Origin of the sequence: Pseudomonas sp. LFS044 (assembly GCF_047978245.1) — a bacterium.
Lineage (GTDB): Bacteria > Pseudomonadota > Gammaproteobacteria > Pseudomonadales > Pseudomonadaceae > Aquipseudomonas.
In genome coordinates this window covers 207,992-230,113 of the sequence record NZ_JBFPFX010000004.1, presented here as the reverse complement: position 1 = coordinate 230,113, position 22,122 = coordinate 207,992, and the positions used below count along the sequence as shown (strand labels likewise).

Sequence of the window (22,122 nt, the reverse complement as noted above, 5' to 3'; positions counted from 1 at the left end):
CAGCCCGACCCCTTGGTCATGTGCCACCCCTCCTCGAGGCGGCGCATCATAGAAGCGAGAAATATAGAAAGGTTCCGCTTCTATTACGTGACAGTGCGCGACCGTTCGTCCTTGAAGGTCAGTACCACTTCGGGTCGCGCTTGAGTTGCTCCTGCAACATGGCCTTCATGCCATCATCAGGCTCACCCAGCCAACGGTATTGCGCGTGGCGGGTTGGCGACTTGTCACTCGGCAGGCCTTCGGGTACCTCGACGAGCATCCCGTAAGCATCATCCTTGTCCCAACTGAACGCCACGATAAGGCGTTTGTATGTGCACTTGTCCTGGGCCTCGCACAGCGGACCTACCAGATACTTGTCGCCATCCTCGGTCACTGCCGACATCTGCTCCTGGGCACTGCCAGTCAGATTGATCACCCAGTCGGGCAGGCGTTCCTCGCCTTTGATCGCGTCCTGCCATGTTTCCCGGTACTCCGGGTCCGAGCCGAGCAACTGGTCGACTCGAACCTGGCCGTCATTGGCCGCCATCGCCGCTGCGCTGCCACCCAACAGCAGGGCGGCAGCCACGGCTTTGCAAAGCTTCCTGCTCATCTTCAACCTCGACCACGTCCAAAGAAGAAGGAGGCTACGAACAGGACCAGGAAGACAATGAACAGGATCTTCGCGATACCCGTAGCGGCGCCAGCGATACCACCGAAGCCCAGAACGGCGGCGACAATGGCGATGATGAGGAAAGTGATAGCCCAACTCAGCATGATGCTTCTCCTTTCTTTTTTGAAATAGATCCGGTCACAGCGTCCTAGAACACCCAGCGTTGCTGAGGCACGACGTTTTCAACGGTGGCCGGCGAGGTGTTGGCCGAAGGCAGCGGTTGGGCTGCTTTCACCAATGTATTGGCACGGGTCGCCTGGATCTGCGTCAGCAGCGCGGTCTGCGCTGCAACCTGATCAGCCAGTCGCGCGGTCTGCCAGCTGTAATAAAAAAGGCCTGCGGCCAAAGTCAGCAGCAGCGCCATTCCAATCAAAAGGAACTGGCGCAGGGGCAGTGCGGCGATCTGCGAACGGTTGACGGATTGGCGGTTCATGCCGGCTTCTCCTGCTGTAATTTTTCTATTCAAACCTGAACAGGTAATTGCAGCCTGCGTGCCAGCCTTTGATATTCAATAAAACCCTTATATATCAGGGACTTATGTAATGAGCAGATGGCACTGGAGGACGTATCCTGCACGATGCCCTCCCTGGCGTCGTGCGAATTGCACGACTCAGCCTTCCACCTTGGTCGCAACCTTGAGCAGATCGGCGTCTACACCCCGTACGCCGATGATCTGCCGAGCGATCTCCGTCGCAATGGTTTTCTGCTCACTACTGACCACCTCGCCCGATAGCCGGACCATGCCGTCGGCGCTGGCCACCTTGATATTCAGGCCATCGAGATTGCGGCTGAAGCGGAAGCTGTTCTGGATCTTGTCGACGACCCAGCTGTCACTCGGCTGCGGCCCCGATGGCGCACCGACCGGGTTTTCCCGCGCCTTGGCCATGGCCGCGGTGTCCAGGCTGACAAGGTTGTTGACCAGGTGCACACCATCGGTGGTACGCGCCACCACGCCCGCAAGCTCCTTGGCTTCGGGGCTGTCGACCTTGCCGCGCAAGGTCACCACACCTTCACTGCTCTGGACCTCGATGGCCGCTTTTTCGGTGATGCGGCTCCACAGCAAGCGTGCGCGGATAACGGCAGCCAGGGTCGCGTCCTCCAGCCGCTGTGCGTAAGCACGAAGCTCAAGCGGGCGCTCGACCAGCCCCGCATTGACCCGCAACTGGTTGTCGACCTGCTCGATGCCCCGGGTAGCCTGAGCCACATGCTCGGCCAACTGGCGCTCGACTTCATTCTCGACCTCGCCCGTCAGCCGGGCCCGCTGCCCATCCACCTGCACCTCGATACGAAAGGGGTTGAGCATGCGGTTGAGTGACAGCGCTGTTTGCAGGGAGCCTTCCAGGCGGGCGTCCTGGACCGGGTCGGCGAAAGCGGGTGCGCAAATGGACAGCAGGCTGGCCGTCAATACAGCCGTTCGGGTGAAAAAGGGCATGACTGCACTCCTTTTGTAGGCAAAATCTGAAAATCCTCGCAACCAATGTGCCACCCCATCGCTCTAACAAAATCATCGAGATATCACGGGTTCACGGCGGTATTTGGCCATTGGCTAGCATGCAAAGGACAGAATCCTTCAGAATTGACCATGCAACTTGCCCGATTTTTCCCACACTAAATGAAGATCTTTCCTAAAGGAGCGCAGCAAATGGAATCAGCCCAGGACAATCAAGGCCGCATTCTGCTGGTGGATGACGAGTCCGCGATCCTGCGCACCTTCCGTTATTGCCTCGAGGACGAAGGCTACAGCGTAGCCACGGCCAACAGCGCCGCGCAGGCCGAAGCCTTGCTGCAGCGCCAGGTGTTCGACCTGTGCTTCCTCGACCTGCGCCTGGGCGAGGACAATGGCCTGGACGTCCTGGCGCAGATGCGCATCCAGGCGCCGTGGATGCGGGTAGTGATCGTCACCGCCCACTCGGCGATCGATACTGCGGTCGATGCCATCCAGGCCGGCGCCGCCGATTACCTGGTCAAGCCCTGCAGCCCCGACCAGCTTCGCCTGGCCACCGCCAAACAGCTGGAGGTGCGCCAGCTGTCTGCCCGCCTTGAAGCCCTGGAGGGTGAAGTACGCAAGCCCAAGGACGGCCTCGACTCGCACAGCCCGGCGATGATGGTCGTGCTGGAAACCGCGCGCCAGGTGGCGACCACCGACGCCAACATCCTCATCCTCGGCGAGTCGGGTACCGGTAAAGGCGAACTGGCCCGCGCCATTCACAGCTGGAGCAAGCGCGCGCGCAAGGCCTGCGTGACCATCAACTGCCCATCGCTGAATGCCGAACTGATGGAGAGCGAGCTGTTCGGCCACACACGCGGCGCCTTTACCGGTGCCAGTGAGAGTACGCTGGGCCGCGTCAGCCAGGCCGACGGCGGCACGCTGTTCCTCGACGAAATCGGCGACTTCCCCCTGGCCCTGCAACCCAAGTTGCTTCGTTTCATCCAGGATAAAGAGTACGAGCGGGTAGGCGACCCGGTGACCCGCCGCGCCGATGTGCGCATCCTCGCGGCGACCAACCTCAACCTCGAAGAGATGGTCCGCGAAAGCCGCTTCCGGGAAGACCTGCTGTACCGCCTCAACGTCATCACCTTGCACCTGCCACCACTGCGCGAGCGCAGTGAAGACATCCTGACCTTGGCCGACCGCTTCCTGGCACGCTTCGTCAAGGAGTACTCCCGGCCGGCCCGAGGGTTCAGCGAAGAAGCCCGCGCCGCGCTGCTCAATTACCGCTGGCCGGGCAATATCCGTGAGCTGCGCAACGTGGTCGAGCGCGCCAGCATCATCTGCCCGCAGGAACGCGTAGAAATCAGCCACCTGGGCATGGGCGAGCAACCGGCTGGCAATGCACCTCGCGTCGGTGCGGCGCTGAGCCTGGATGAGCTGGAGCGCGCCCACATCGGAGCGGTACTGGCTGCCAGCGACACCCTCGACCAGGCTGCCAAGACCCTGGGCATCGATGCCTCGACCCTGTATCGCAAGCGTAAGCAGTACAACCTATGAGATTGCAAATGAAGCTGCGCACGCGGCTTTTTCTCAGCATTTCGGCGCTGGTGACAGTCGCCTTGCTAGGCCTGATGCTGGGCCTGATCAGCGTGCTGCAGATGGCCACCGTGCAACAACAATCCGTGCGCGACACCACCCACGCGCTGGAAATCGGCCTGAAACTGCGCCAAAACCTGGGCGAGCAGCTGACCCTGATGCTCGACGAAGACACCGCGCCTGATAGCCTGCGTGCGCTGCAGGACAACTTCCAGGCGCAACTGAATCAGGGCCTGGAAAACGGCGGCGAGCGCACCGGTTTCAGCAAGGCCAGCAGCAACTACCAGACATTCCTGCAGGCCTACCGCGACAGCCCGTCGCCGGCTCGCAGCATGGGCATCGATCAGCCACTGGGGGCTGCTTTCAATCAGGTGCGTACCGACCTGATCGACTCCCACAAGCAGGCCCTCGACCACATCACCCGCAGCGAAGAGCAAACCCGCGACCGGGCCTTGCTGGTCAGCGGCGTGCTCGGCTTGATGGGCCTGGTGGTGCTGGTGCTGGGTTTCATCACAGCGCACAACATCGCCCGCCGCTTTGGCCAACCCATCGAAGCCCTGGCCAAAGCCGCAGATCAACTGGGCCGAGGCGACTTCGATGTGACCTTGCCAGTGACGCAGGCGGTCGAGCTTAATCAGCTCACCCGGCGCTTCGGGATGATGGCCGATGCGCTGCGCAAGCACCAGGCTACCAACGTGGATGAACTGCTGGCCGGCCAGCAACGCCTGCAGGCCGTGCTCGACAGCATCGACGATGGTTTGCTGATCATCGACCGCCAAGGGCAGCTCGAGCATCTCAACCCGGTTGCCCAGCGCCAGCTCGGCTGGAGCAACAGCCGGGTGGGCAGTGGCCTTGCCGAGGCTCTGCAACGCCCTGAGCTGGAGCAACAGCTGCGCCAGGTACTGCGGGGCGGCAGCCTGGATCGCCCACCCGACGACCTGAGTATCGAGGTCGATGAAGAGTCACGCTTGCTGACCTATAGCCTGACCCCGGTCAGCCACCCGCAAGGGCCGATTCTCGGCGCTGTCATGGTGCTGCACGATGTAACCGAGCAGCGCGCGTTCGAGCGTGTGCGCAGCGAGTTCGTGCTGCGCGCCTCGCACGAACTGCGTACCCCGGTCACCGGCATGCACATGGCATTCGGGCTGTTGCGCGAGCGGGTGAAGTTCCCGCCCGAGGCCCGCGAGAATGACTTGCTGGATACCATCGGCGAAGAAATGCAGCGCCTGACTCAGCTGATCAACGACCTGCTCAACTTCTCGCGCTACCAGAGCGGGCTGCAAAAACTCGAACTTGCACCCTGCGCCATAGATGATTTGCTTGAGCGCGCCCAGATACGCTTTGGCGAACACGCCGCGAGCAAGCAGATTGAACTGATCAAGGCGCTGGAACCGCCGCTGCCGCGCATCCAGGCGGATGTCGCGCAACTCGACCGCGTGCTCGACAACCTGTTGCACAACGCCGTTCGCCACACCCCCAGCGGTGGGCGGATTCGCCTGCACGCAAGGCGCCACGGGGAACGGGTGATCGTCAGTGTCGAGGATAACGGCGAGGGTATCGCCTATGGGCAGCAGGGGCGCATCTTCGAGCCCTTTGTGCAGGTTGGGCGCAAGAAAGGCGGGGCCGGGCTGGGGTTGGCGCTCTGCAAAGAGATCGTGCAGTTGCACGGCGGGCGCATGGGCGTGTTTTCCCGGCCAGGGCAGGGGACGCAGTTCTACATGGCGCTGCCGGTTTGACGATGACGCGCAGGGGATGCATGAGCCTCACACTCAAGGCTCATCATCGATCCGTTGCCTGCGCACCTGCCGCCCACGGGTTACCAGCTCGACGAACTGTCGGGCATTGAGCGGGTGGGCGAACAACCAGCCCTGCCCGTAATTGACGCCCTCGCTGTTCAGCAGCACCGCCTGGGCTTCACATTCGATACCCTCGGCGATTACCCGCAGATGAAGGTCGTGGGCCATGCGAATGATGTGCGGTGCCACGCCACTGCTGGCAGCGTCATGGCCAAGTGCGTCGATAAAAGCCTTGTCGATCTTCAAGCAGTCCACCGGCAGGGTCTGCAGATAGGCCAGGCTGCAATAGCCAGTACCAAAATCATCGATCAGCACCTGATGCCCCACCGAACGCAGGGCCTGCAGGTTGTCACGGGCCACCACCACATCGATCAGCCCGCGCTCGGTGACTTCAAAGGCGATCTGGCTGGCCGCCACGCGGTGCAGCGCCAACAACCGCGCCGCTACCCGGCCAATTCGCGGCACCATCACATCGCAGGCCGCAAGGTTCACCGAGATATACAGGTTACGGTGCGAACGCAGTAACTGGCCCAGTTGCTCCAGCACACGCTGCAGGACGAAGTCGGTGATCTGGCGGATCTGCCCGGTGTTTTCCGCCAACGGAATGAACAAGTCCGGGCTGGTCAGCGTGCCGTCCGGGCGTCGCCAGCGCACCAGCGCCTCAGCGCCCACGCAGCGCCGGCTATCCAGCTCCATGATGGGCTGGTACAGCACCTGCAGCTCACCGCGGCGCAGCGCATTTTGCAGCTCCGAGCTCATCGAGCGGCGCTGCAGGATCAACTGCAGCACCAGCCAGCCAATGCAGCAAGCCGCCAGAACGCTCCCTGGGAACAACAACCAGAGCATGCCGTTCATCCGCAACGGCAGGCTCGCCCTTGGGGCAATCAGGACGAGTTGGTAATCCGGCGACTTGGTTGGCATTCGATAGACAAGGCGGTCATGCATCTCGAACAAAGAGGTTGTGCTGGAGGGCGACCAATTGTTGGACGGTGGCCAGGTTTGCGGTGGGCCCAGCACTGGAATCGCCCGTGTGCCGTTGTCCAGCACCACCAGCAGGCTGCCACCGGGAGGCAGGTCGACCACATCGGTCAGGTGCCCGCGTGATGTGGAGACCAGGAAGTTGCCACGCGCAAGCATCAGTGCGGCCAGGTTTTCGTTGGGTTCGGTCGTGGTGTTCAGCCAGTAACTGTAGGTAGGCCCCTGGATGTCCGGAGCCCGGGTGGGCACGAACGCCCTGGCCCCTCCACGGTTCGAGCAGGCGACGCTGGCGTCTACATAGGCCGCTTCATAGATGAAGCGTGAGCCAAGGCCCACCTGCTGCAGTTGCGCCAGCATCGCAGGGCTGCAGCCACGCAGCGGCTGCGCCTGCAGATCATCGACGCCCTCACGCAACTGGCCGAATACCTGCTCAAGGCGGTCGAGGAAGCGCTCGCCCTGAGCATTCATCTGCGCACTTTCGCTCTGCTTCATCTGATGCAGGGCAATGGCGATGCTGGCCGTCAGCAATACCGCAGCGCTGGCCATTGCTGCCAAGGAGGCCAGCATCCAGGGGCGGTAAAAAAATTGGCGCAGAGCAGTTATCAGAGCCGACATGGGCAGCATCCAGTTGATATACAAGGTATAGCAACGGAATGCTGGTTTAGCTTGGCCGTTTGGCGGAGGGCGATAGCGTGATGGGCGTCAGCGCATCCGGTTGACTACCTGCAACATGGCAGCCGTCTGCGCATCTGGCGTGCCGTCGAAGCGCTGTGGCCGGAAGCGCATCTGGAAGGCCGCGATGACATGCCGTGTGGCGACATCCAGCTGCCCAGTCTGCTCGATAGCGTAGCCGAAGCGTGCAAGCTCCTGCTGATACCAGCCGATTGTCGGCGGGTTGGCGTTGAAGTACGCCTGCTGCCGCGCCACGGCATTCGCCTCTGGCCACACCCCCAGCCCCGCATCGGCCAGGCGCTTCCACGGGAACAGCGGCCCCGGATCGAGCTTGCGCAAGGGCGCGATGTCGCTGTGGCCGATGATGTAGCGCGGGTTGATGTTGTTGCGTTTGACGATGTCCTTGAGCAAGGCGATCAACGACTGGATCTGCGCTTCGCTATAGGGGTACCAGACACGGCCATTGGGGGTGGTGTCGAAGCCTGGGTTGACGATCTCGATGCCGATGGAGCTCGAGTTCAGCCAGGTACGCCCATCCCATTGGCTGTCGCCGGCGTGCCAGGCCCGACGGTTTTCGTCAACCAGCTGGTAAACGGTGGCCGGGCCATCGCCGATCAGGTAATGGGCACTGACCTCGCCATGGGTAAGCAGTGCAAGCGAGCGCTCCAGCGAGGCGTTGGTGTAATGCAGGACAACGAACTGGATGCGGTTATCCTGGTTGGCCGAAGGGTGGCTGCGGTCGATGCGCAGGCCGGTAGAACAACCGGCCAGCACGACCAGCAAAAGTACGGAAAATAACGCTCTCATGGGAAAAGCCACGGTGATTGCCGGTAGCGCATTAGCATAACGTATGCGCACAACGCCCACCCGCTCAGCTTTGTTCCACGCGATTACGGCCGAGGTCCTTGGCGCGATACAAGGCTGCATCGGCACGCTTGAGCACCTGGTCGCCGCGCTCACCGGAGCGGAAGGTGCTCAGGCCGATGGACGCGGTGATCACCACCCGCTCTCCCTTGAAATGGAACGGGCAGGCTTCGATCGCGGCGCGCAGCACTTCGGCGACCTGCGCACCTGCAGCCGGTGAAGTCTGCGGCAGCAACAGCACGAACTCTTCCCCACCAAAACGCGCGATGAAGTCACGTGCGCGCAGGCGCTTGCGCAACTGATCGGCGACGATCTTCAGCACTTTGTCCCCGGCCAGGTGGCCGTAGCTGTCATTGATACGCTTGAAATGATCCAGGTCGAGTATCGCCATCGCCAGGTGGCCGCCGTTCTCCTGCCAGTCGAGTATTTCCCGCTCGACCTGCTCGGTCCAGGCGGCGCGATTGGGCAGGCCGGTCAGCGGATCGATCAGAGCCTTCTGCCGCTGCTCCTCCAGATGCTCGCGATAACCGAGCGCCTCCTGTTCCATGCTGGCCACACGCTCAGCCAACCCCTGCAGGCGCCCGGCGAGCTCTTGTTCGCGGCGATCACGTGCGTGTTGATGCTCGTCCATCGTGCCCAGCAGGCCTTCCAGGCGGTTTTCCAGAATGTGCTTGAGGCTGTCCACGTCGGCCGCACCCTGGACACTGTTCTGCAGGCCATCGACCTGTTCGCGCAACTGGCTGTCCAGCTCACGGGCGGCCTCACTGTTGTCGGCATGGCCGGTGCTGGCTTCGTGCAAATGGCTCTGGAAGCTTTCAAGGCGCTCGTTGAGCTGCTGCAGGTAAGTCTCGAATTCGTGTTGCCCGCTGTCGGTGATCGCCAGCATGAGCACGGCGAGGTCATCGAGCACCGGAATCAGCTCATACCAGTTCAGCCCACGCGCCACCCGCTCGCGCATCTCCAAGGCCTGCGCCTTGTGGCGCTCCGGCAGGCTGAGGTCGTCGAGCAGGCCGAGCAGCGTTTGTTCAATGTGCGCGGCAACCTGGCTATAGGGCGGCTCGACCGCGTCGGGCAGCGAGTAGGGGCCGTCCTCACCGAAGGTTTCCTCGAGGGGCAGCGCTGCAGGTTCGGCTGCCGGCTCGTCGGGCTGTTTCGCCTGCTCGGTGGGTTCGGGTTCAGCAGGCAGCGGCGCTTCGGCAGGTGCCGGTGCTGCCTCGGCATCGTCGGCCTGCTCAGGCTCCAGTGCTTGCGGTTCAGGGTCGGCTGCAGCTTGCTGCTCGACGATAGCCGCCTCTTGAGGCTCCTCAACAGGCGCCTGCACCGGACGCAGTTCGTCCATATCCGATGGCGGCAGGTCTACCAGGACGGGGCCATCCGCCACTGGGTGCGGTTCGGAATGTGCTGTTGCCGGCGCAAGCTCCGGGTCGGCAGGCACATCAGCCTGCGGCTCACCGTCACGGTTACCGAACAAGCGCTGCAACAGCCCTGGCCTGGTTTCTTCAGCCGGCTTGCCCAATGCTGAAAGCGCGCGCCCTTGCAGGCCGCTTAGCTCGCCCAGCAGTGGCGGCAACTCGCGCGACTGGCTGACGCCGCCGTCGAGCTTTTTCGCCAGTTTCTTCAGCGGGCGCGATACATCCCCAGGCAGCGGTAGGCCCTGAAGCTGCGTCACCAGTGCGGTCAGCGCGTCGCTGACCTGGTTCATACGGGTTTCGCGGCGTTGCTCGGAGTCCAGCACGGCCTTCTCAAGCCGTGGGATCAGCCCGGCGAGGCCTGCGTCCATGTTGTCACTGCGGATGACCTCGCGCATTTCCTTCATGCACTGGTCGACCACCTTGTCACTGCCTTCGGCGGCCAGGGTACTGCGCACCAGGCCTCGGCGCAGCAAGTCGAGACGCGCTTCCCAGCGCCGCTCGAGTTTTTCCTGCTGTTCGATGCTTTTAAGGTATTTTTCTTTCCAGCGCTCGGCTTCTTCGGTCATGCCTGGATCCGCGACGGGTGATGCATCTATTGGGCTGTAGTTACACGCTGTCGGCGCGCGGCCCGAACACTTGAGGGCCCAAGTACGCGCATGCTGATCTAACTCAAGACCGGCAGCGTATCCACAGTCAATGCATCAGGCAATCGGATCTCCACGGCAACCGGAAGATGGTCGGAAATTGGCTGTGCCAACACCTCGACCCGCTCCAGGGTCAGGGTTGGGCTGAGCAGGATATGGTCCAGGCAACGCTGCGGTCGCCAACTGGGGAAGGTGGCTTCGACCTGAGGGGCGATCAGGCCAAGATCGCGCAGGGGTGAGTGGTCGAGCAGGTCGTTCGCGTGGGTGTTCATGTCGCCCATCAGCACCTGATGGCGGTAGCCGCCGATCAGCTCACGAATGTACGCCAACTGGCGAGCGCGGGTCTTGGCGCCAAGCGCCAGGTGCATCATGACTACGATCAGCGCGTTTTCGCCCTCGCCGAAGCGTACCAGGATTGCACCGCGGCCAGCAGGGCCGGGCAGCGGGTGGTCTTCAAGGAGTTGGGGTTTCAGGCGGCTGAGCACGCCATTACTGTGCTGGGCGAAGCGCCCGAGGTTGCGGTTGAGCTGCTGGTACCAGTAGGGGAAGCCCCCCAGGTGGGCCAGGTGCTCCACCTGGTTGACGTAACCCGAACGCAGGCTGCCGCCGTCGGCCTCCTGCAGGGCCACCAGGTCGAAGTCGTTGAGCAGGTCGCCGATCTTCTGCAGGTTGCTGGCACGCCCGGTATGCGGCAGCAAATGCTGCCAGCTGCGGGTCAGGTAATGGCGATAGCGCTCGGTACTGATGCCGACCTGGATATTGAAGCTGAGCAGCCGCAGGCGACCATCTTCCGGCAGGCCGTTGGCCTGCAGATGATGCTCGTTGACCTGCGGCTCATGCAGGCCAATGCCACGCGCGGTTCTGAAGCGGCGCATGGGGTTCGCCGCTTACTTAGCGGCGCGCTCCTTCTCGATCAGCTGGTCGGCAACGTTCAGCACGCCTTCCGGGCCTTGAGCGGTGCCGAGGTCGAAGCGGTACTTGCCATTGACCACCATGCTCGGTACACCAGTGATTTCGTACTTCTTCGCCAGCTCCTTGGCCTGGTTGACCTGGCCTTTGATGGCGAACGAGTTGAAGGTGGCGAGGAACTTGTCCTTGTCGACGCCTTGGGTGGCGAGGAAATCGGCCATTTCGTCAGGCTTGGTCAGGTGCATGCGCTTGTTCTGGATGGCATCGAACACGGCGGCGTGAACCTTGTGCTCCACGCCCATGGCTTCGAGGGTCAGGAACATCTGGCCGTGGGCATCCCAAGGGCCGCCGAACATGGCAGGCACGCGCTTGAAGTTGACGTCCTTGGGCAGTTTTTCAACCCATGGGTTGATTACCGGCTCGAAGTGGTAGCAGTGAGGGCAGCCGTACCAGAACAGCTCGACCACTTCGATCTTGCCAGGGACGGATACCGGGACAGGGTTGCTCAGCTCGAGGTATTCCTTGCCGGCCGTGGCAGGCTCGGCGGCCTGGACAGCGGCCATACCGAATACGCTGGCGGCGACCAGCGCAGCGCTGAGAATCAGTTTACGCATGCTTTACTCCTGAGCAGTCATTGGTCGCCTCGACGCGACCTGTGTTGAGACAGGTCGGGAAGGGCCCGAGTTCTGTAGTGTAACGGCTGCGGACTGAAAAAAGGGCGATCCGCGCCGCCCTTTCATCTTTAGCGTTACAGCATTAACCGAACGTTAATGCAGGCCCTGGATGTAGCTGGCCAACGCTTCGATATCATGGTTGCTCAGCTTGCCGGCAATCGTGCGCATGGTCATCGCGTCGCCATCATTGGTGCGGTTGCCTTCGCGGAAGTCGGTGAGTTGCTTGGTGATGTACTGGGTATGCTGGCCGCTGAGGTGAGGGAAGCCGGCCAAGGCGATGCCTGCGCCGTTGGGCGAGTGGCAGCCAGTACAGGCGGGCAGGCCTTTTTCCAGGTCGCCGCCGTTGAACAGCTCACGACCGCGGTCGACCAGCTTGGGATCGGCGGCGCCGACGCTGCCTTTCTGGCTGGCGAAGTAAGCGGCGATGTCGGCCAGGTCCTGGTCATTGAAATTCGCCAGCATGCCGGTCATTTCCAACACCGTACGTTTGCCGGACTTGATCTCGTGCAGTTGTTTTTCGAGGTAACGCTGGCCCTGGCCGGCCAGTTTCGGGAAGTTCGGCGCCAGGCTATTGCCGTCCGGGTTGTGGCAGGCACCACAGATGGCCGTCTTGGCCTGGCCGGCGGCGGCATCGCCTTTTATAGGTTGCGCAGCAGTGGCCGCACCTGCGACACCCATGGTCAACAGCAGACTCACGACTAGTTTGTTCATCAGCTAATCCAACACGGCTAAGGGTGAAATGTTATGTATCGGGACTGCCGCTCATCCAAAGGATGACCAAACGGTAGTCCTCGGCACTGCAGTCCATGCACAATCCACGCGGCGGCATAGCCTTGAAACCCTGAAAAACATGCGTCATGAGTACCTCCATGCCTTGCGCCAGCCTTGGCTCCCAGGCTGCCCGGTCACCCTTTCTGGGCGCCTGTGGCAACTGCCCGGCGTGACAGGCCGCACACGTGCGGTTGTACAACGCCTCGGGATCCTGTGTAGCCTGTGCGCTGAAAAACGGCAGGAACATACCGACAGCTAGCAGCCATTTCGCCAAGCGAAACGACCTGACAGGGTTGGGGGACGCGCTGCGTTCTGATGCGCGAGCTATTGTTCGACACCCCATGCCCATTCTCCTTCGCTGGGATAATGAGCACACAAAAACTGGGGCATTATATACTTCCGCCATCCAAACGGAAACGACACCGCTTGCCGGCCTAGGCTTTGGCAACACCCACATCGGATATCCCATGCAAGTCAAGAACCCCATCCTCGGCCTCTGCCAGAAAGCCACATTCGCCCTCAGCGCTGCCAAGGTCGAACAATGCCCGGACGACCAGGGTTACGAGGTGGCTTTCGCCGGCCGTTCCAACGCCGGCAAATCCAGCGCCCTCAATACCCTGACTCATGCCAGCCTGGCGCGTACCTCGAAGACCCCAGGGCGCACCCAGCTGTTGAATTTCTTCAGTCTGGACGATGAACGGCGATTGGTCGACCTGCCGGGCTACGGATATGCAAAAGTCCCGATCCCGCTCAAGCAGCACTGGCAGCGCCACCTGGAAGCCTACCTGGGCGGCCGCGAATGCCTGCGCGGCGTGATCCTGATGATGGATGTGCGCCACCCCATGACCGACTTCGACAAGATGATGCTCGATTGGGCCCGCGCCAGCGGCATGCCGATGCACATCCTGCTGACCAAGGCCGACAAGCTGACCCACGGCGCGGGCAAGAACACCCTGCTCAAGGTCCAGTCGGAAATCCGCAAGGGCTGGGGGGATGGCGTGACCATCCAGCTGTTCTCGGCACCCAAGCGCCTGGGGTTGGAAGAGGCCTACCGGGTGCTGGCGGGTTGGATGGCGCTGGAAGACAAGCCGGTAGCCTGAGGCCTGCACCAGGCAACACTTGGATGCTGGGCCGCTTTGCGGCCCATCGCGACACATGGCCGCGCCCACAAGGGGCCGCGCAAACCAGGAATTGCGGGCAAAAAAAACCCCGGACTTCGTATGGGGAGGGGGAAGTTCGGGGTTCAAGTCTGGACCGCTAGGGCGGGGTCCAGGTATCTGCCAACACTTAACACAACATAGGAGCATCGAAGGGCTTCACCAGCCATTCAGTTACTCTGAGTTCCGCTTCACCGGTTTAGTTCCGAAGCTCGCAAAACTATTTGCGATAGTTTCATGAAACCGTAGAACTAATGGCATCGAGCCATGCCAGGATCCGCGTCGCTACAGCGCAGATCCTACACAGGTTTCCCGGCTCAATCAGTGAGCTTCATCCCAATTCGAGCCAACACCTACTTCGACCAGCAGCGGCACATCCAGTTGTGCGGCGCGGCTCATGTGCCCGCGAATTTCATCCTTCACCTGCTCCAGCAGGTCTTCGCGCACTTCCAGCACCAATTCGTCGTGCACCTGCAGGATCACGCGCGCGTCCAGCCCGCTTTCGCTCAGCCAGTTGTCCACATTGACCATTGCCCGCTTGATGATATCGGCGGCAGTACCCTGCATCGGGGCGTTGATCGCGGTGCGTTCCGCGCCTTTGCGCAGGGCCGGGTTCTTGGCATTGATGTCCGGCAGGTACAGGCGACGCCCGAACAGGGTCTCGACGAAACCTTGTTCGGCCGCCTGGGCACGGGTGCGCTCCATGTAGGCCAGTACGCCGGGGTAGCGGGCGAAATAGCGGTCGATATAGTCCTGCGACTGCTTGCGGTCCACGCCGATCTGCTTGGCCAGGCCGAAGGCACTCATGCCATAGATCAGGCCGAAGTTGATCGCTTTGGCGCTGCGCCGTTGATCGGTCGTGACCTCTTCAAGCGCAACTCCGAAGACCTCTGCCGCCGTGGCACGGTGCACATCGAGGTCGTTGCGGAAGGCGTGCAGCAGGCCTTCATCCTTGGCCAGGTGGGCCATGATGCGCAGTTCGATCTGCGAATAGTCCGCAGCCAGCAGCTTGTAGCCGGGGCTTGCGACGAAGGCCTGGCGAATGCGCCGGCCTTCGGCTGTACGGATGGGGATGTTCTGCAGGTTCGGGTCGCTTGACGACAAGCGACCGGTCGCGGCTACGGCCTGCTGATAGGAGGTGTGGATGCGCCCGGTGCGCGGGTTGATCTGCCCCGGCAGCTTGTCGGTGTAGGTGCTCTTGAGCTTGCTCAGGCTGCGGTACTGCATCAGTACCTCGGGCAGCGGGTAGCCCTGCACGGCCAGGTCGTCGAGTACCGCTTCGGCCGTGGACGGCTGGCCCTTGGCGGTCTTGCTCAGCACCGGCATGCCCAGCTTGTCGTAGAGGATCGAGCCAAGCTGCTTGGGCGAGCCCAGGTTGAATTGTTCACCGGCCAGCTCGTAGGCGCGCCGTTCAAGGTCGGCCATCTTCACACCCAGTTCACCGCTCTGTACCTGCAGCAAGGCGGCATCGACCAACGCACCTTGGCGCTCGATCTTGGCCAGCACCGGCACCAGCGGCATTTCGATGTCCATCAGCACGGGCTGCACGCTCGGCGTCTGGGCCAGGCGGGCTTGCAGCGCCTGGTGCAGGCGCAGGGTGATGTCGGCATCTTCCGCCGCGTACGGGCCGGCCTTGTCCAGGTGGATCTGGTTGAAGGTCAGCTGCTTGGCGCCCTTGCCGGCGATGTCCTCGAACGAGATGGTCGCGTGGTCGAGGTACTTCTGCGCCAGGCTGTCCATGTCGTGACGGGTGGCGGTGGAGTTCAGCACGTACGATTCCAGCATGGTGTCGTAGGCCACCCCCTGCATCTGAATGGCCGGCGAGCCATTGGCGAGGATGTTGATGTCGTACTTGGCGTTCTGCCCGACCTTGGCCTTGGCCGGGTCTTCCAGCAGCGGTTTCAACGCCAGCAACACGGCTTCGCGATCCAGCTGAACCGGCGCGCCTTCGTAGTCGTGGGCCAGCGGCACGTACGCCGCTTCGTGGGCATGCACGGCGAAGGACAGGCCAACCAGCTGCGCCTGTTGCGCATCCAGGCTGGTGGTTTCGGTATCGAACGCGAACAGCGGCGCCTGGCGCAGCTTCTCCAGCCAGGCGTCAAAACGGGCTTGGTCGAGGATGGTCTCGTACTTCGGCTCGACCTTTTCCACAGGCGCCTCGGCCGGCGCAATTTCAGCACCGGCCCTGGCGGCGTCACGCTGCACGTCAGCAATCCAGCTCTTGAACTCCATCTCGGTATACAGCGCCAGTAGCGCCTCGCGGTCCGGCTCGCCACACACCAGCGCGTCCACTTCGATATCGAGCGGCACGTCGAGCTTGATGGTTGCCAGTTCGTAGGACATGAACGCGGCGTCGCGGTGTTCTTCAAGCTTGGCCGGTAAGGTCTTCGCGCCGCGGATGGCCAGCGTCGGCACCTTGTCGAGGTTGGCATACAGGTCGCTGAGGCCACCGCCGATACCGGTCAGCAGGCCCACCGCAGTCTTTTCGCCAACACCAGGAACGCCCGGGATGTTGTCGACCTTGTCGCCCATCAGGGCGAGGAAATCGATGATGTGTTCCGGGCCGACGCCGAACTTTTCGTGCACACCGGCGACGTCCATGACGCTGCCGGTCATGGTGTTGACCAGGGTAACGTGGTCATCCACCAACTGCGCCATGTCCTTGTCACCGGTCGAAATGATCACCGGCCGGCCCATGGCCGCGCTGCTGCGTGCCAAGGTGCCGATCACGTCGTCGGCCTCAACGCCTTCGACGCACAGCAGCGGGTAACCCAGAGCCTTGACGCTGGCATGCAGGGGCTCGACCTGCACCCGCAGGTCATCCGGCATGCTTGGGCGGTTGGCCTTGTACTCGGCGAACATGGCATCGCGGAAAGTGCCGCCTTTGGCGTCGAAGACCACCGCGAACAGGCTGTCGGGGTATTGCTTGCGCAGGCTCTTGAGCATGTTCAGCACACCTTTGACCGCGCCGGTGGGCATGCCTTTGGAGGTGGTCAGCGGCGGCAGCGCGTGGAAGGCGCGGTAAAGGTAGGAGGAACCGTCCACCAGGACGAGGGGCGCTTGGCTCATGAGCAGAATCAACCTTTTCGGCGGGTCCGGAGCTAGAATAGCCGGATCAATGACGACAAAGGGACAAGGTTATCATGCGTACACTCAATCGCCTGTTACTGCTCGGCCTGATGGCAACCATGCCAGTCGTCACCCTGGCGGCGGACGACGCCCCCTCGGCAGATCCCGAGGTGACCATTCGCACGGAAGGCGATAAAACCATCCAGGAATACCGGCAGAACGGCTTCCTGTATGCGATCAAGATCACACCGAAAAACGGCAAGCCTTATTTTCTGGTACGCGCCGATGGCTCTGATGGCAATTTCATTCGTTCCGACCAACCGGACATGCTGATCCCGTCCTGGAAGATCTTCGAGTGGTAATCTGACGCGTATCGTTCACATCAACCCGGCACTTCCCGGCGGAAGTGCCCGTATGGGCATTTTTTCATCATGTCAGTCTTCACCCCCGTGACCCGGCCTGAGCTGGAAACTTTTCTGGCGCCGTACCATCTGGGCCGTCTGCTCGACTTCCAGGGCATTGCCGCCGGCACCGAAAACAGCAATTTCTTCGTCAGCCTCGAACAGGGGGAGTTCGTCCTGACGCTGATCGAGCGCGGGCCCAGCGAGGACATGCCGTTCTTCATCGAACTGCTCGACACCCTGCACGCTGCCGACATGCCGGTGCCTTACGCCATCCGCGACCGCGACGGCAATGGCCTGCGCGCGCTGTGCGGCAAGCCGGCGCTTTTGCAACCGCGGCTGTCGGGCAAGCACATCAAGGCCCCGAACAATCAGCATTGCGCCCAGGTCGGCGAGCTGCTGGCGCACATTCATCTGGCCACCCGCGACCACGTCATCGAGCGCAAGACCGACCGCGGGCTGGACTGGATGCTGGCGTCCGGCGCCGAGCTGATGCCGCGCCTGACCGACGAACAGGCAGCGCTGCTGCAGCCCGCGCTGGACGAAATCATCGCGCACAAGGCGCAGATCCTGGCCTTGCCCCGGGCCAACCTGCATGCCGACCTGTTCCGCGACAATGTGATGTTCGAAGGCACTCACCTGACCGGCGTGATCGACTTCTACAACGCCTGCTCGGGGCCGATGCTGTATGACATCGCCATCACCGTGAACGACTGGTGCCTGGACGAGCACGGCGCAATCGAGGTGCCCCGCGCCCAGGCATTGCTGGCGGCCTACGCGGCGCTGCGGCCGTTCACGGCAGCCGAGGCCGAGTTGTGGCCCGAAATGTTGCGGGTAGGGTGCGTGCGCTTCTGGCTGTCGCGCTTGATCGCGGCCGAATCGTTCGCGGGGATGGATGTGATGATCCATGACCCGAGCGAGTTCGAAGTGCGTTTGGCGCAGCGACAGCAGGTGGCGCTGCACTTGCCGTTCGCCTTGTAACCCCTTCGCGGATGAATCCACTCCTACAAGGGCGTTGGTGAACCTGTAGGAGCGGATTCATCCGCGAGAGGTCGGAAAGTGTTTAGAGCTGCTCCAGGCACTGCGGCGGCCTCATCGCGGGCAAGCCCGCTCCTACAGGTACACCACCGTCCTCAAGGGCAGTGACCAACCGGTAGGAGCGGGCTTGCCCGCGATGAGGCCGGCACTGTTGTCAAAGCTGCTCCAGGCACCCCACCAAGTCACTGCCCAGCTTATCCAGCAAACGCTCGTAACCTTTGGCATCCACCGGATCGTTCCCACCCAGCGCATCCAGTTCCGCCAACCTCACCGGCAACCCGGCCGTCAGCGTCTCAGCCAACCGCGGGCGCAGCGGCGGTTCGCTGAACACACAGGTCTTGCCCACTTCCTGCAGGCGCTTGCGCATGGCCGCCACATGCTGCGCGCCCGGCTGCACTTCGGCCGCCACGCTGAACACGCCGGTGTGCTTCAGGCCATAAGCCGACTCGAAGTAGTCGAACGCTTCGTGGAACACGAAGTAGGGCTTGTCGGCAATGCCCGCCACCCTCGCCTTGATACGCGCATCCAGGCCATCCAGGCGTTCGGTGAAGGCTTTGAGGTTGCTCTGGTAGCGCGCCGCGTTGGCTGGGTCCGCCGCCGCCAGGTCCGCCGCCATCTTCGTGGCAATGACCCGGGCGTTCACTGACGACAACCACAAGTGAGCGTCCAGGCTGCCTGGGCGGTGATCGTGGTCATGGTCGTCGTGGTCATCGCCTTCGTGGGAATGGCTGTCCTCGCCAAAGTGGCGCAGCGACATGCCCGCCAGCGACTGCACAGCCACCGTCGGCTTGCTGCGGCTGCCCAGCACCCGCGGCAGGAAGCCTTCCATGTCCGGGCCAATCCAGTACAGCAGGTCGGCATCGCCGACGCGGCGTACGTCCGACGGGCGCAGGGCGTAATGGTGCGGCGAAGCGCCAGGCGGCAGCAGCACCTCGGGCGTGCCAACACCGTCCTGTACGGCGGCGGCAATCTGCTGCAGCGGTTTGATACTGGTCAGCACACGTACATCGGCCTGCGCCGAGCAGGCGAGGAAAGCGACAAAAAGCACAAGGAATCGGGACACGGTGAATACTCGAGTCGTCAGAAACAGGTAACATAATAACGTCTCCATCCAGAACCGTCGCTGCCCATGTCCATCACGCCGCTGGCTCACCGTCCCCACGATCATTCCCATTGCGTGCACAGCGCCTTGGCCGAAGCCGAGGTGCTGTGCACCCGCCAGGGCCTGCGCCTGACCGCGCTGCGCCGCCGTGTGCTGGAGCTGGTGTGGCAGAGCCACAAACCACTGGGCGCCTACGACATCCTCGCCGTGCTCAGCGAACAGGACGGTCGCCGCGCAGCGCCGCCGACCGTCTATCGGGCGCTGGATTTTCTTCTGGAGAATGGCCTTGTGCACCGTATTGCGTCGCTCAACGCCTTCATCGGCTGCAGCCACCCGGAACATGCGCACCAAGGCCAGTTCCTGATCTGCCGCGAGTGCCATGTGGCCATTGAGTTGGAGCAGGACAGCATCAGCAATGCGATCATCGACAGCGCCAAGGGCGTGGGCTTCAGCGTCGAAACGCAGACGGTGGAGATCGTCGGCCTGTGCGGCAACTGCCGGGGGGCGGCATGAGCAACGCACTGATCCGCCTCGAGCAGGTCGGCGTCACGTTTGGCGGCGAGCCGGTGCTCGACAGCATCGACCTCTCGGTGGCACCCGGCCAGATCGTGACCCTGATCGGCCCTAACGGGGCTGGCAAAACCACGCTGGTGCGTGCCGTGTTAGGGCTGCTCAAGCCGCATCGCGGCAAGGTCTGGCGCAAGCCGAAACTGCGCATCGGCTACATGCCGCAAAAAATTCAGGTGGACGCCACGCTGCCATTGTCAGTACTGCGCTTTTTGCGCCTGGTGCCCGGTGTAGACCGCGCGGCAGCCCTGTCGGCACTGCAGGAAGTCGGCGCCGAGCAGGTTATCGACAGCCCGATCCAGACCATCTCCGGCGGCGAGATGCAGCGTGTGCTATTGGCCCGGGCGCTGCTGCGCGAGCCGCAGCTGCTGGTGCTGGATGAGCCTGTACAAGGCGTCGACGTGGTCGGCCAGACCGAGCTGTACAACCTCATCACCCGCCTGCGCGACCGCCACGGCTGCGGCGTGCTGATGGTTTCGCACGATCTGCACCTGGTGATGAGCGCCACCGACCAGGTGGTCTGCCTGAACCGCCATGTGTGCTGCTCAGGCCACCCCGAGCAAGTCAGCAACGACCCGGCCTTCGTCGAGCTGTTCGGCCAGAACGCCCCGAGCCTTGCCGTCTACCACCACCACCACGACCACAGCCACGACCTGCATGGCTCGGTGGTCGCCCCTGGCACCCATGTTCACGGAGACCACTGCAAGCATGGCTGATTTTCTTCTCTACGCCCTGCTCGCGGGTCTTTCCCTGGCGCTGGTGGCTGGCCCGCTGGGCTCATTCGTGGTGTGGCGGCGAATGGCCTATTTCGGCGACACGCTGTCCCACGCGGCCCTGCTGGGCGTGGCAATGGGCTTCGTGCTGGATGTCAGCCCCGCGCTGGCGGTAACCGTGGGCTGCCTGCTGCTGGCGATCCTGCTGGTGACCCTGCAGCAACGCCAGCCGCTGGCGTCCGACACGCTGCTGGGCATCCTCGCGCCCAGTACCCTGTCTCTAGGTTTGGTGGTGCTGAGCTTCATGCACGACGTGCGCATCGACCTGATGGCCTACCTGTTCGGTGACCTGCTGGCCATCAGCACCACGGACCTCGCCTGGATCCTTGGCGGCAGCGCGCTGGTGTTGCTGCTGCTTGCCGCCCTGTGGCGGCCGTTGCTGGCGGTCACCGTGCACGAGGAGCTGGCCATGGTCGAAGGCTTGCCAGTTGCCGGCCTGCGCATGGCGCTGATGCTGTTGATTGCCGTGGTAATCGCCGTAGCCATGAAAATCGTCGGTGTGCTGTTGATCACCTCGCTGCTGATCATCCCGGCGGCTGCGGCACAACGCCACGCACGCTCGCCGGAGCAGATGGCCCTGGGCGCCAGCCTGCTGGGTGTAACCGCGGTATGCGGCGGCCTGGCCATGTCCTGGTTCAAGGACACGCCGGCCGGCCCATCGATCGTGGTCTGCGCGGCGGTGCTATTCTTGCTGAGCCTGGCCCTGCCAAAACGCTGAAAACCGGGGTGTGCCAAGGCGCACCCTGCAACCTTTCCGCGGGTAAAAGGTCTGTAAGACTTGTTTTCGAGCGTGCGCACCTGGGTGTAGACTTGCTCGCTTTTTGCGCAAATAGAGAGTCGCAGGAATGAAGCCGTTCGCATCCCGTTATCTGCTTGTTGCCGCGTTTTCCCTGTTCCTGGCCGCGTGTTCCAGCGCGCCGGTCGAGCAGGCCAGTGCACCTGCCCAAGCCGATGCCTGGCAGCAGCTGCAGCAAAGTATTACCAGCAATGAATTGGCCACCGCCGAAGACCAGTTGGCCTCACTGCAGGCGCAATCGCCTGACGATGCCCGCCTGGAGCCGTTCCAGCGGCAGTTGGCCGAGGCATACCTCAAGCGCAGCCAGATCGTCCTGCAAAAGGGCGATGTGAACGCTGCCGCCACCGCGCTGGCCCGTGCGCGTGCGCTGATGCCGCAAGCACCTGCGGTGACGGGCGGTGACGCCGTCAGCCAGGCCCGCAAGGCAGAGCTGGAAAAGGCCGAGGCTGCGTTGAAAGCGGCCGAAGCCAAACCCATGGCACGGGTGATAGACCCGACAGCGCCGAGCACGGTCATTGCACTGAAGACCACGGATATCGCGGCCATGCGCCGACAGCTCGATGAAATTGCCAAAGACGTGGTGAATTACCAGTGTGAAGTGGTGTTCCAGGTGCCACGCACCGAGGATGCACCGTGGTTGAAAAACCTGCTGGCGAAGCGCGTTCACAAGCTCGACAGCAGCTTCGAGCTGAAGCAGAAGCATGAAATTCAACGCAAATTGCCGGCCCAGGTAGTATTGGTCCCGCATCAGCATTGAGTGCTTCGCAGGCAAGCCCTCTCCCACAGGCACCCCACAGCCCTTGAAAACTGTGGAGCATTCGT

Annotated in this window: 21 protein-coding genes and 1 pseudogene; 9 read left to right on the top strand and 13 right to left on the bottom strand. The window is 62.6% G+C overall.

The genetic code is table 11. The features are described 5' to 3' along the window. Window positions 1–118: 118 nt before the first annotated feature. The 4 genes from ACNQPL_RS05160 to ACNQPL_RS05145 form a co-directional block, all read right to left on the bottom strand. Window positions 119–589, bottom strand: coding sequence for an inhibitor of vertebrate lysozyme family protein (locus tag ACNQPL_RS05160; protein WP_346612832.1), 471 nt, complete (start codon window positions 587–589; stop codon window positions 119–121). 2 nt (window positions 590–591) lie between these two features. Further along, window positions 592–753 (bottom strand): DUF1328 domain-containing protein, encoded by a 162-nt coding sequence (locus ACNQPL_RS05155; RefSeq protein WP_003252966.1) that lies wholly within the window; start codon window positions 751–753, stop codon window positions 592–594. Window positions 754–797: 44 nt separating this feature from the next. Beyond that, a complete protein-coding gene (locus ACNQPL_RS05150; RefSeq protein WP_346612831.1) occupies window positions 798–1,082 on the bottom strand; it encodes a hypothetical protein in 285 nt (94 codons plus the stop codon). A gap of 177 nt (window positions 1,083–1,259) precedes the next feature. Then, window positions 1,260–2,081, bottom strand: coding sequence for a BON domain-containing protein (locus ACNQPL_RS05145; RefSeq protein ID WP_346612830.1), 822 nt, complete (start codon window positions 2,079–2,081; stop codon window positions 1,260–1,262). Between the two features lie 210 nt (window positions 2,082–2,291). Between ACNQPL_RS05145 and algB the strand changes: the two genes are divergently transcribed. Together algB and ACNQPL_RS05135 are read left to right on the top strand one after the other, a co-directional pair. Beyond that, on the top strand, window positions 2,292–3,638 hold the full coding sequence (gene algB, locus ACNQPL_RS05140) for a sigma-54-dependent response regulator transcription factor AlgB (RefSeq protein ID WP_346612829.1): 1,347 nt from the start codon (window positions 2,292–2,294) through the stop codon (window positions 3,636–3,638). 8 nt (window positions 3,639–3,646) lie between these two features. Next, window positions 3,647–5,413, top strand: coding sequence for a KinB sensor domain-containing domain (locus tag ACNQPL_RS05135; RefSeq protein ID WP_416466144.1), 1,767 nt, complete (start codon window positions 3,647–3,649; stop codon window positions 5,411–5,413). Between the two features lie 33 nt (window positions 5,414–5,446). On the opposite strand, the gene ACNQPL_RS05130 is transcribed toward ACNQPL_RS05135, so the two are convergent. The 7 genes and pseudogenes from ACNQPL_RS05130 to ACNQPL_RS05100 form a co-directional block, all read right to left on the bottom strand. Continuing rightward, complete coding sequence (locus tag ACNQPL_RS05130) at window positions 5,447–7,066, bottom strand: EAL domain-containing protein (protein ID WP_346612827.1); 1,620 nt, start codon at window positions 7,064–7,066, stop codon at window positions 5,447–5,449. A gap of 87 nt (window positions 7,067–7,153) precedes the next feature. Continuing rightward, window positions 7,154–7,930, bottom strand: coding sequence for an N-acetylmuramoyl-L-alanine amidase (locus ACNQPL_RS05125; RefSeq protein ID WP_346612826.1), 777 nt, complete (start codon window positions 7,928–7,930; stop codon window positions 7,154–7,156). Window positions 7,931–7,994: 64 nt separating this feature from the next. Then, window positions 7,995–9,965 (bottom strand): diguanylate cyclase, encoded by a 1,971-nt coding sequence (locus ACNQPL_RS05120; protein WP_416466143.1) that lies wholly within the window; start codon window positions 9,963–9,965, stop codon window positions 7,995–7,997. A 98-nt stretch (window positions 9,966–10,063) separates the two neighbouring features. Beyond that, window positions 10,064–10,896, bottom strand: a pseudogene (locus ACNQPL_RS05115) (endonuclease/exonuclease/phosphatase family protein). A 34-nt stretch (window positions 10,897–10,930) separates the two neighbouring features. Further along, window positions 10,931–11,566, bottom strand: coding sequence for a thiol:disulfide interchange protein DsbA (gene dsbA, locus ACNQPL_RS05110; protein WP_346612823.1), 636 nt, complete (start codon window positions 11,564–11,566; stop codon window positions 10,931–10,933). 153 nt (window positions 11,567–11,719) lie between these two features. Continuing rightward, on the bottom strand, window positions 11,720–12,337 hold the full coding sequence (locus tag ACNQPL_RS05105; protein ID WP_346612822.1) for a c-type cytochrome: 618 nt from the start codon (window positions 12,335–12,337) through the stop codon (window positions 11,720–11,722). A gap of 31 nt (window positions 12,338–12,368) precedes the next feature. Beyond that, window positions 12,369–12,671, bottom strand: coding sequence for a c-type cytochrome (locus tag ACNQPL_RS05100; protein ID WP_346612821.1), 303 nt, complete (start codon window positions 12,669–12,671; stop codon window positions 12,369–12,371). 193 nt (window positions 12,672–12,864) lie between these two features. Between ACNQPL_RS05100 and yihA the strand changes: the two genes are divergently transcribed. Further along, window positions 12,865–13,497 carry a ribosome biogenesis GTP-binding protein YihA/YsxC gene (gene yihA / locus ACNQPL_RS05095; protein WP_416466142.1) on the top strand — a complete coding sequence of 211 codons (633 nt, stop codon included), beginning with the start codon at window positions 12,865–12,867 and terminating at the stop codon, window positions 13,495–13,497. Between the two features lie 378 nt (window positions 13,498–13,875). Here the strand turns inward: yihA and polA are convergent, their stop codons facing one another. Continuing rightward, window positions 13,876–16,623 (bottom strand): DNA polymerase I, encoded by a 2,748-nt coding sequence (gene polA / locus ACNQPL_RS05090; protein WP_416466141.1) that lies wholly within the window; start codon window positions 16,621–16,623, stop codon window positions 13,876–13,878. A gap of 74 nt (window positions 16,624–16,697) precedes the next feature. Here polA and ACNQPL_RS05085 point away from each other — a divergent pair, with 74 nt between their 5' ends. Both ACNQPL_RS05085 and ACNQPL_RS05080 read left to right on the top strand, forming a co-directional pair. Continuing rightward, on the top strand, window positions 16,698–16,985 hold the full coding sequence (locus tag ACNQPL_RS05085) for a DUF2782 domain-containing protein (RefSeq protein WP_346612818.1): 288 nt from the start codon (window positions 16,698–16,700) through the stop codon (window positions 16,983–16,985). Between the two features lie 69 nt (window positions 16,986–17,054). Further along, entirely contained in the window at window positions 17,055–18,005 is a 951-nt protein-coding gene (locus ACNQPL_RS05080; RefSeq protein ID WP_416466140.1) for a homoserine kinase, read from the top strand. Window positions 18,006–18,216: 211 nt separating this feature from the next. Here the strand turns inward: ACNQPL_RS05080 and ACNQPL_RS05075 are convergent, their stop codons facing one another. Then, window positions 18,217–19,173, bottom strand: coding sequence for a zinc ABC transporter substrate-binding protein (locus ACNQPL_RS05075; RefSeq protein ID WP_416466139.1), 957 nt, complete (start codon window positions 19,171–19,173; stop codon window positions 18,217–18,219). Between the two features lie 18 nt (window positions 19,174–19,191). Between ACNQPL_RS05075 and zur the strand changes: the two genes are divergently transcribed. The 4 genes from zur to ACNQPL_RS05055 all read left to right on the top strand — a co-directional run bounded on the left by zur (window position 19,192) and on the right by ACNQPL_RS05055 (window position 22,057). After that, window positions 19,192–19,677 (top strand): zinc uptake transcriptional repressor Zur, encoded by a 486-nt coding sequence (zur, locus tag ACNQPL_RS05070; RefSeq protein ID WP_346612815.1) that lies wholly within the window; start codon window positions 19,192–19,194, stop codon window positions 19,675–19,677. Next, the gene (gene znuC, locus ACNQPL_RS05065) at window positions 19,674–20,447 is read left to right on the top strand and encodes a zinc ABC transporter ATP-binding protein ZnuC (RefSeq protein WP_416466138.1); all 774 of its coding nucleotides are present in this window, start codon (window positions 19,674–19,676) and stop codon (window positions 20,445–20,447) included. Before zur ends, znuC begins: the two co-directional genes overlap by 4 nt. Continuing rightward, a complete protein-coding gene (znuB, locus tag ACNQPL_RS05060; protein WP_387523096.1) occupies window positions 20,440–21,222 on the top strand; it encodes a zinc ABC transporter permease subunit ZnuB in 783 nt (260 codons plus the stop codon). Before znuC ends, znuB begins: the two co-directional genes overlap by 8 nt. A 127-nt stretch (window positions 21,223–21,349) precedes the next feature. After that, window positions 21,350–22,057 (top strand): PA5502 family lipoprotein, encoded by a 708-nt coding sequence (locus tag ACNQPL_RS05055; protein WP_416466137.1) that lies wholly within the window; start codon window positions 21,350–21,352, stop codon window positions 22,055–22,057. The last annotated feature ends 65 nt before the right edge of the window (window positions 22,058–22,122 follow it).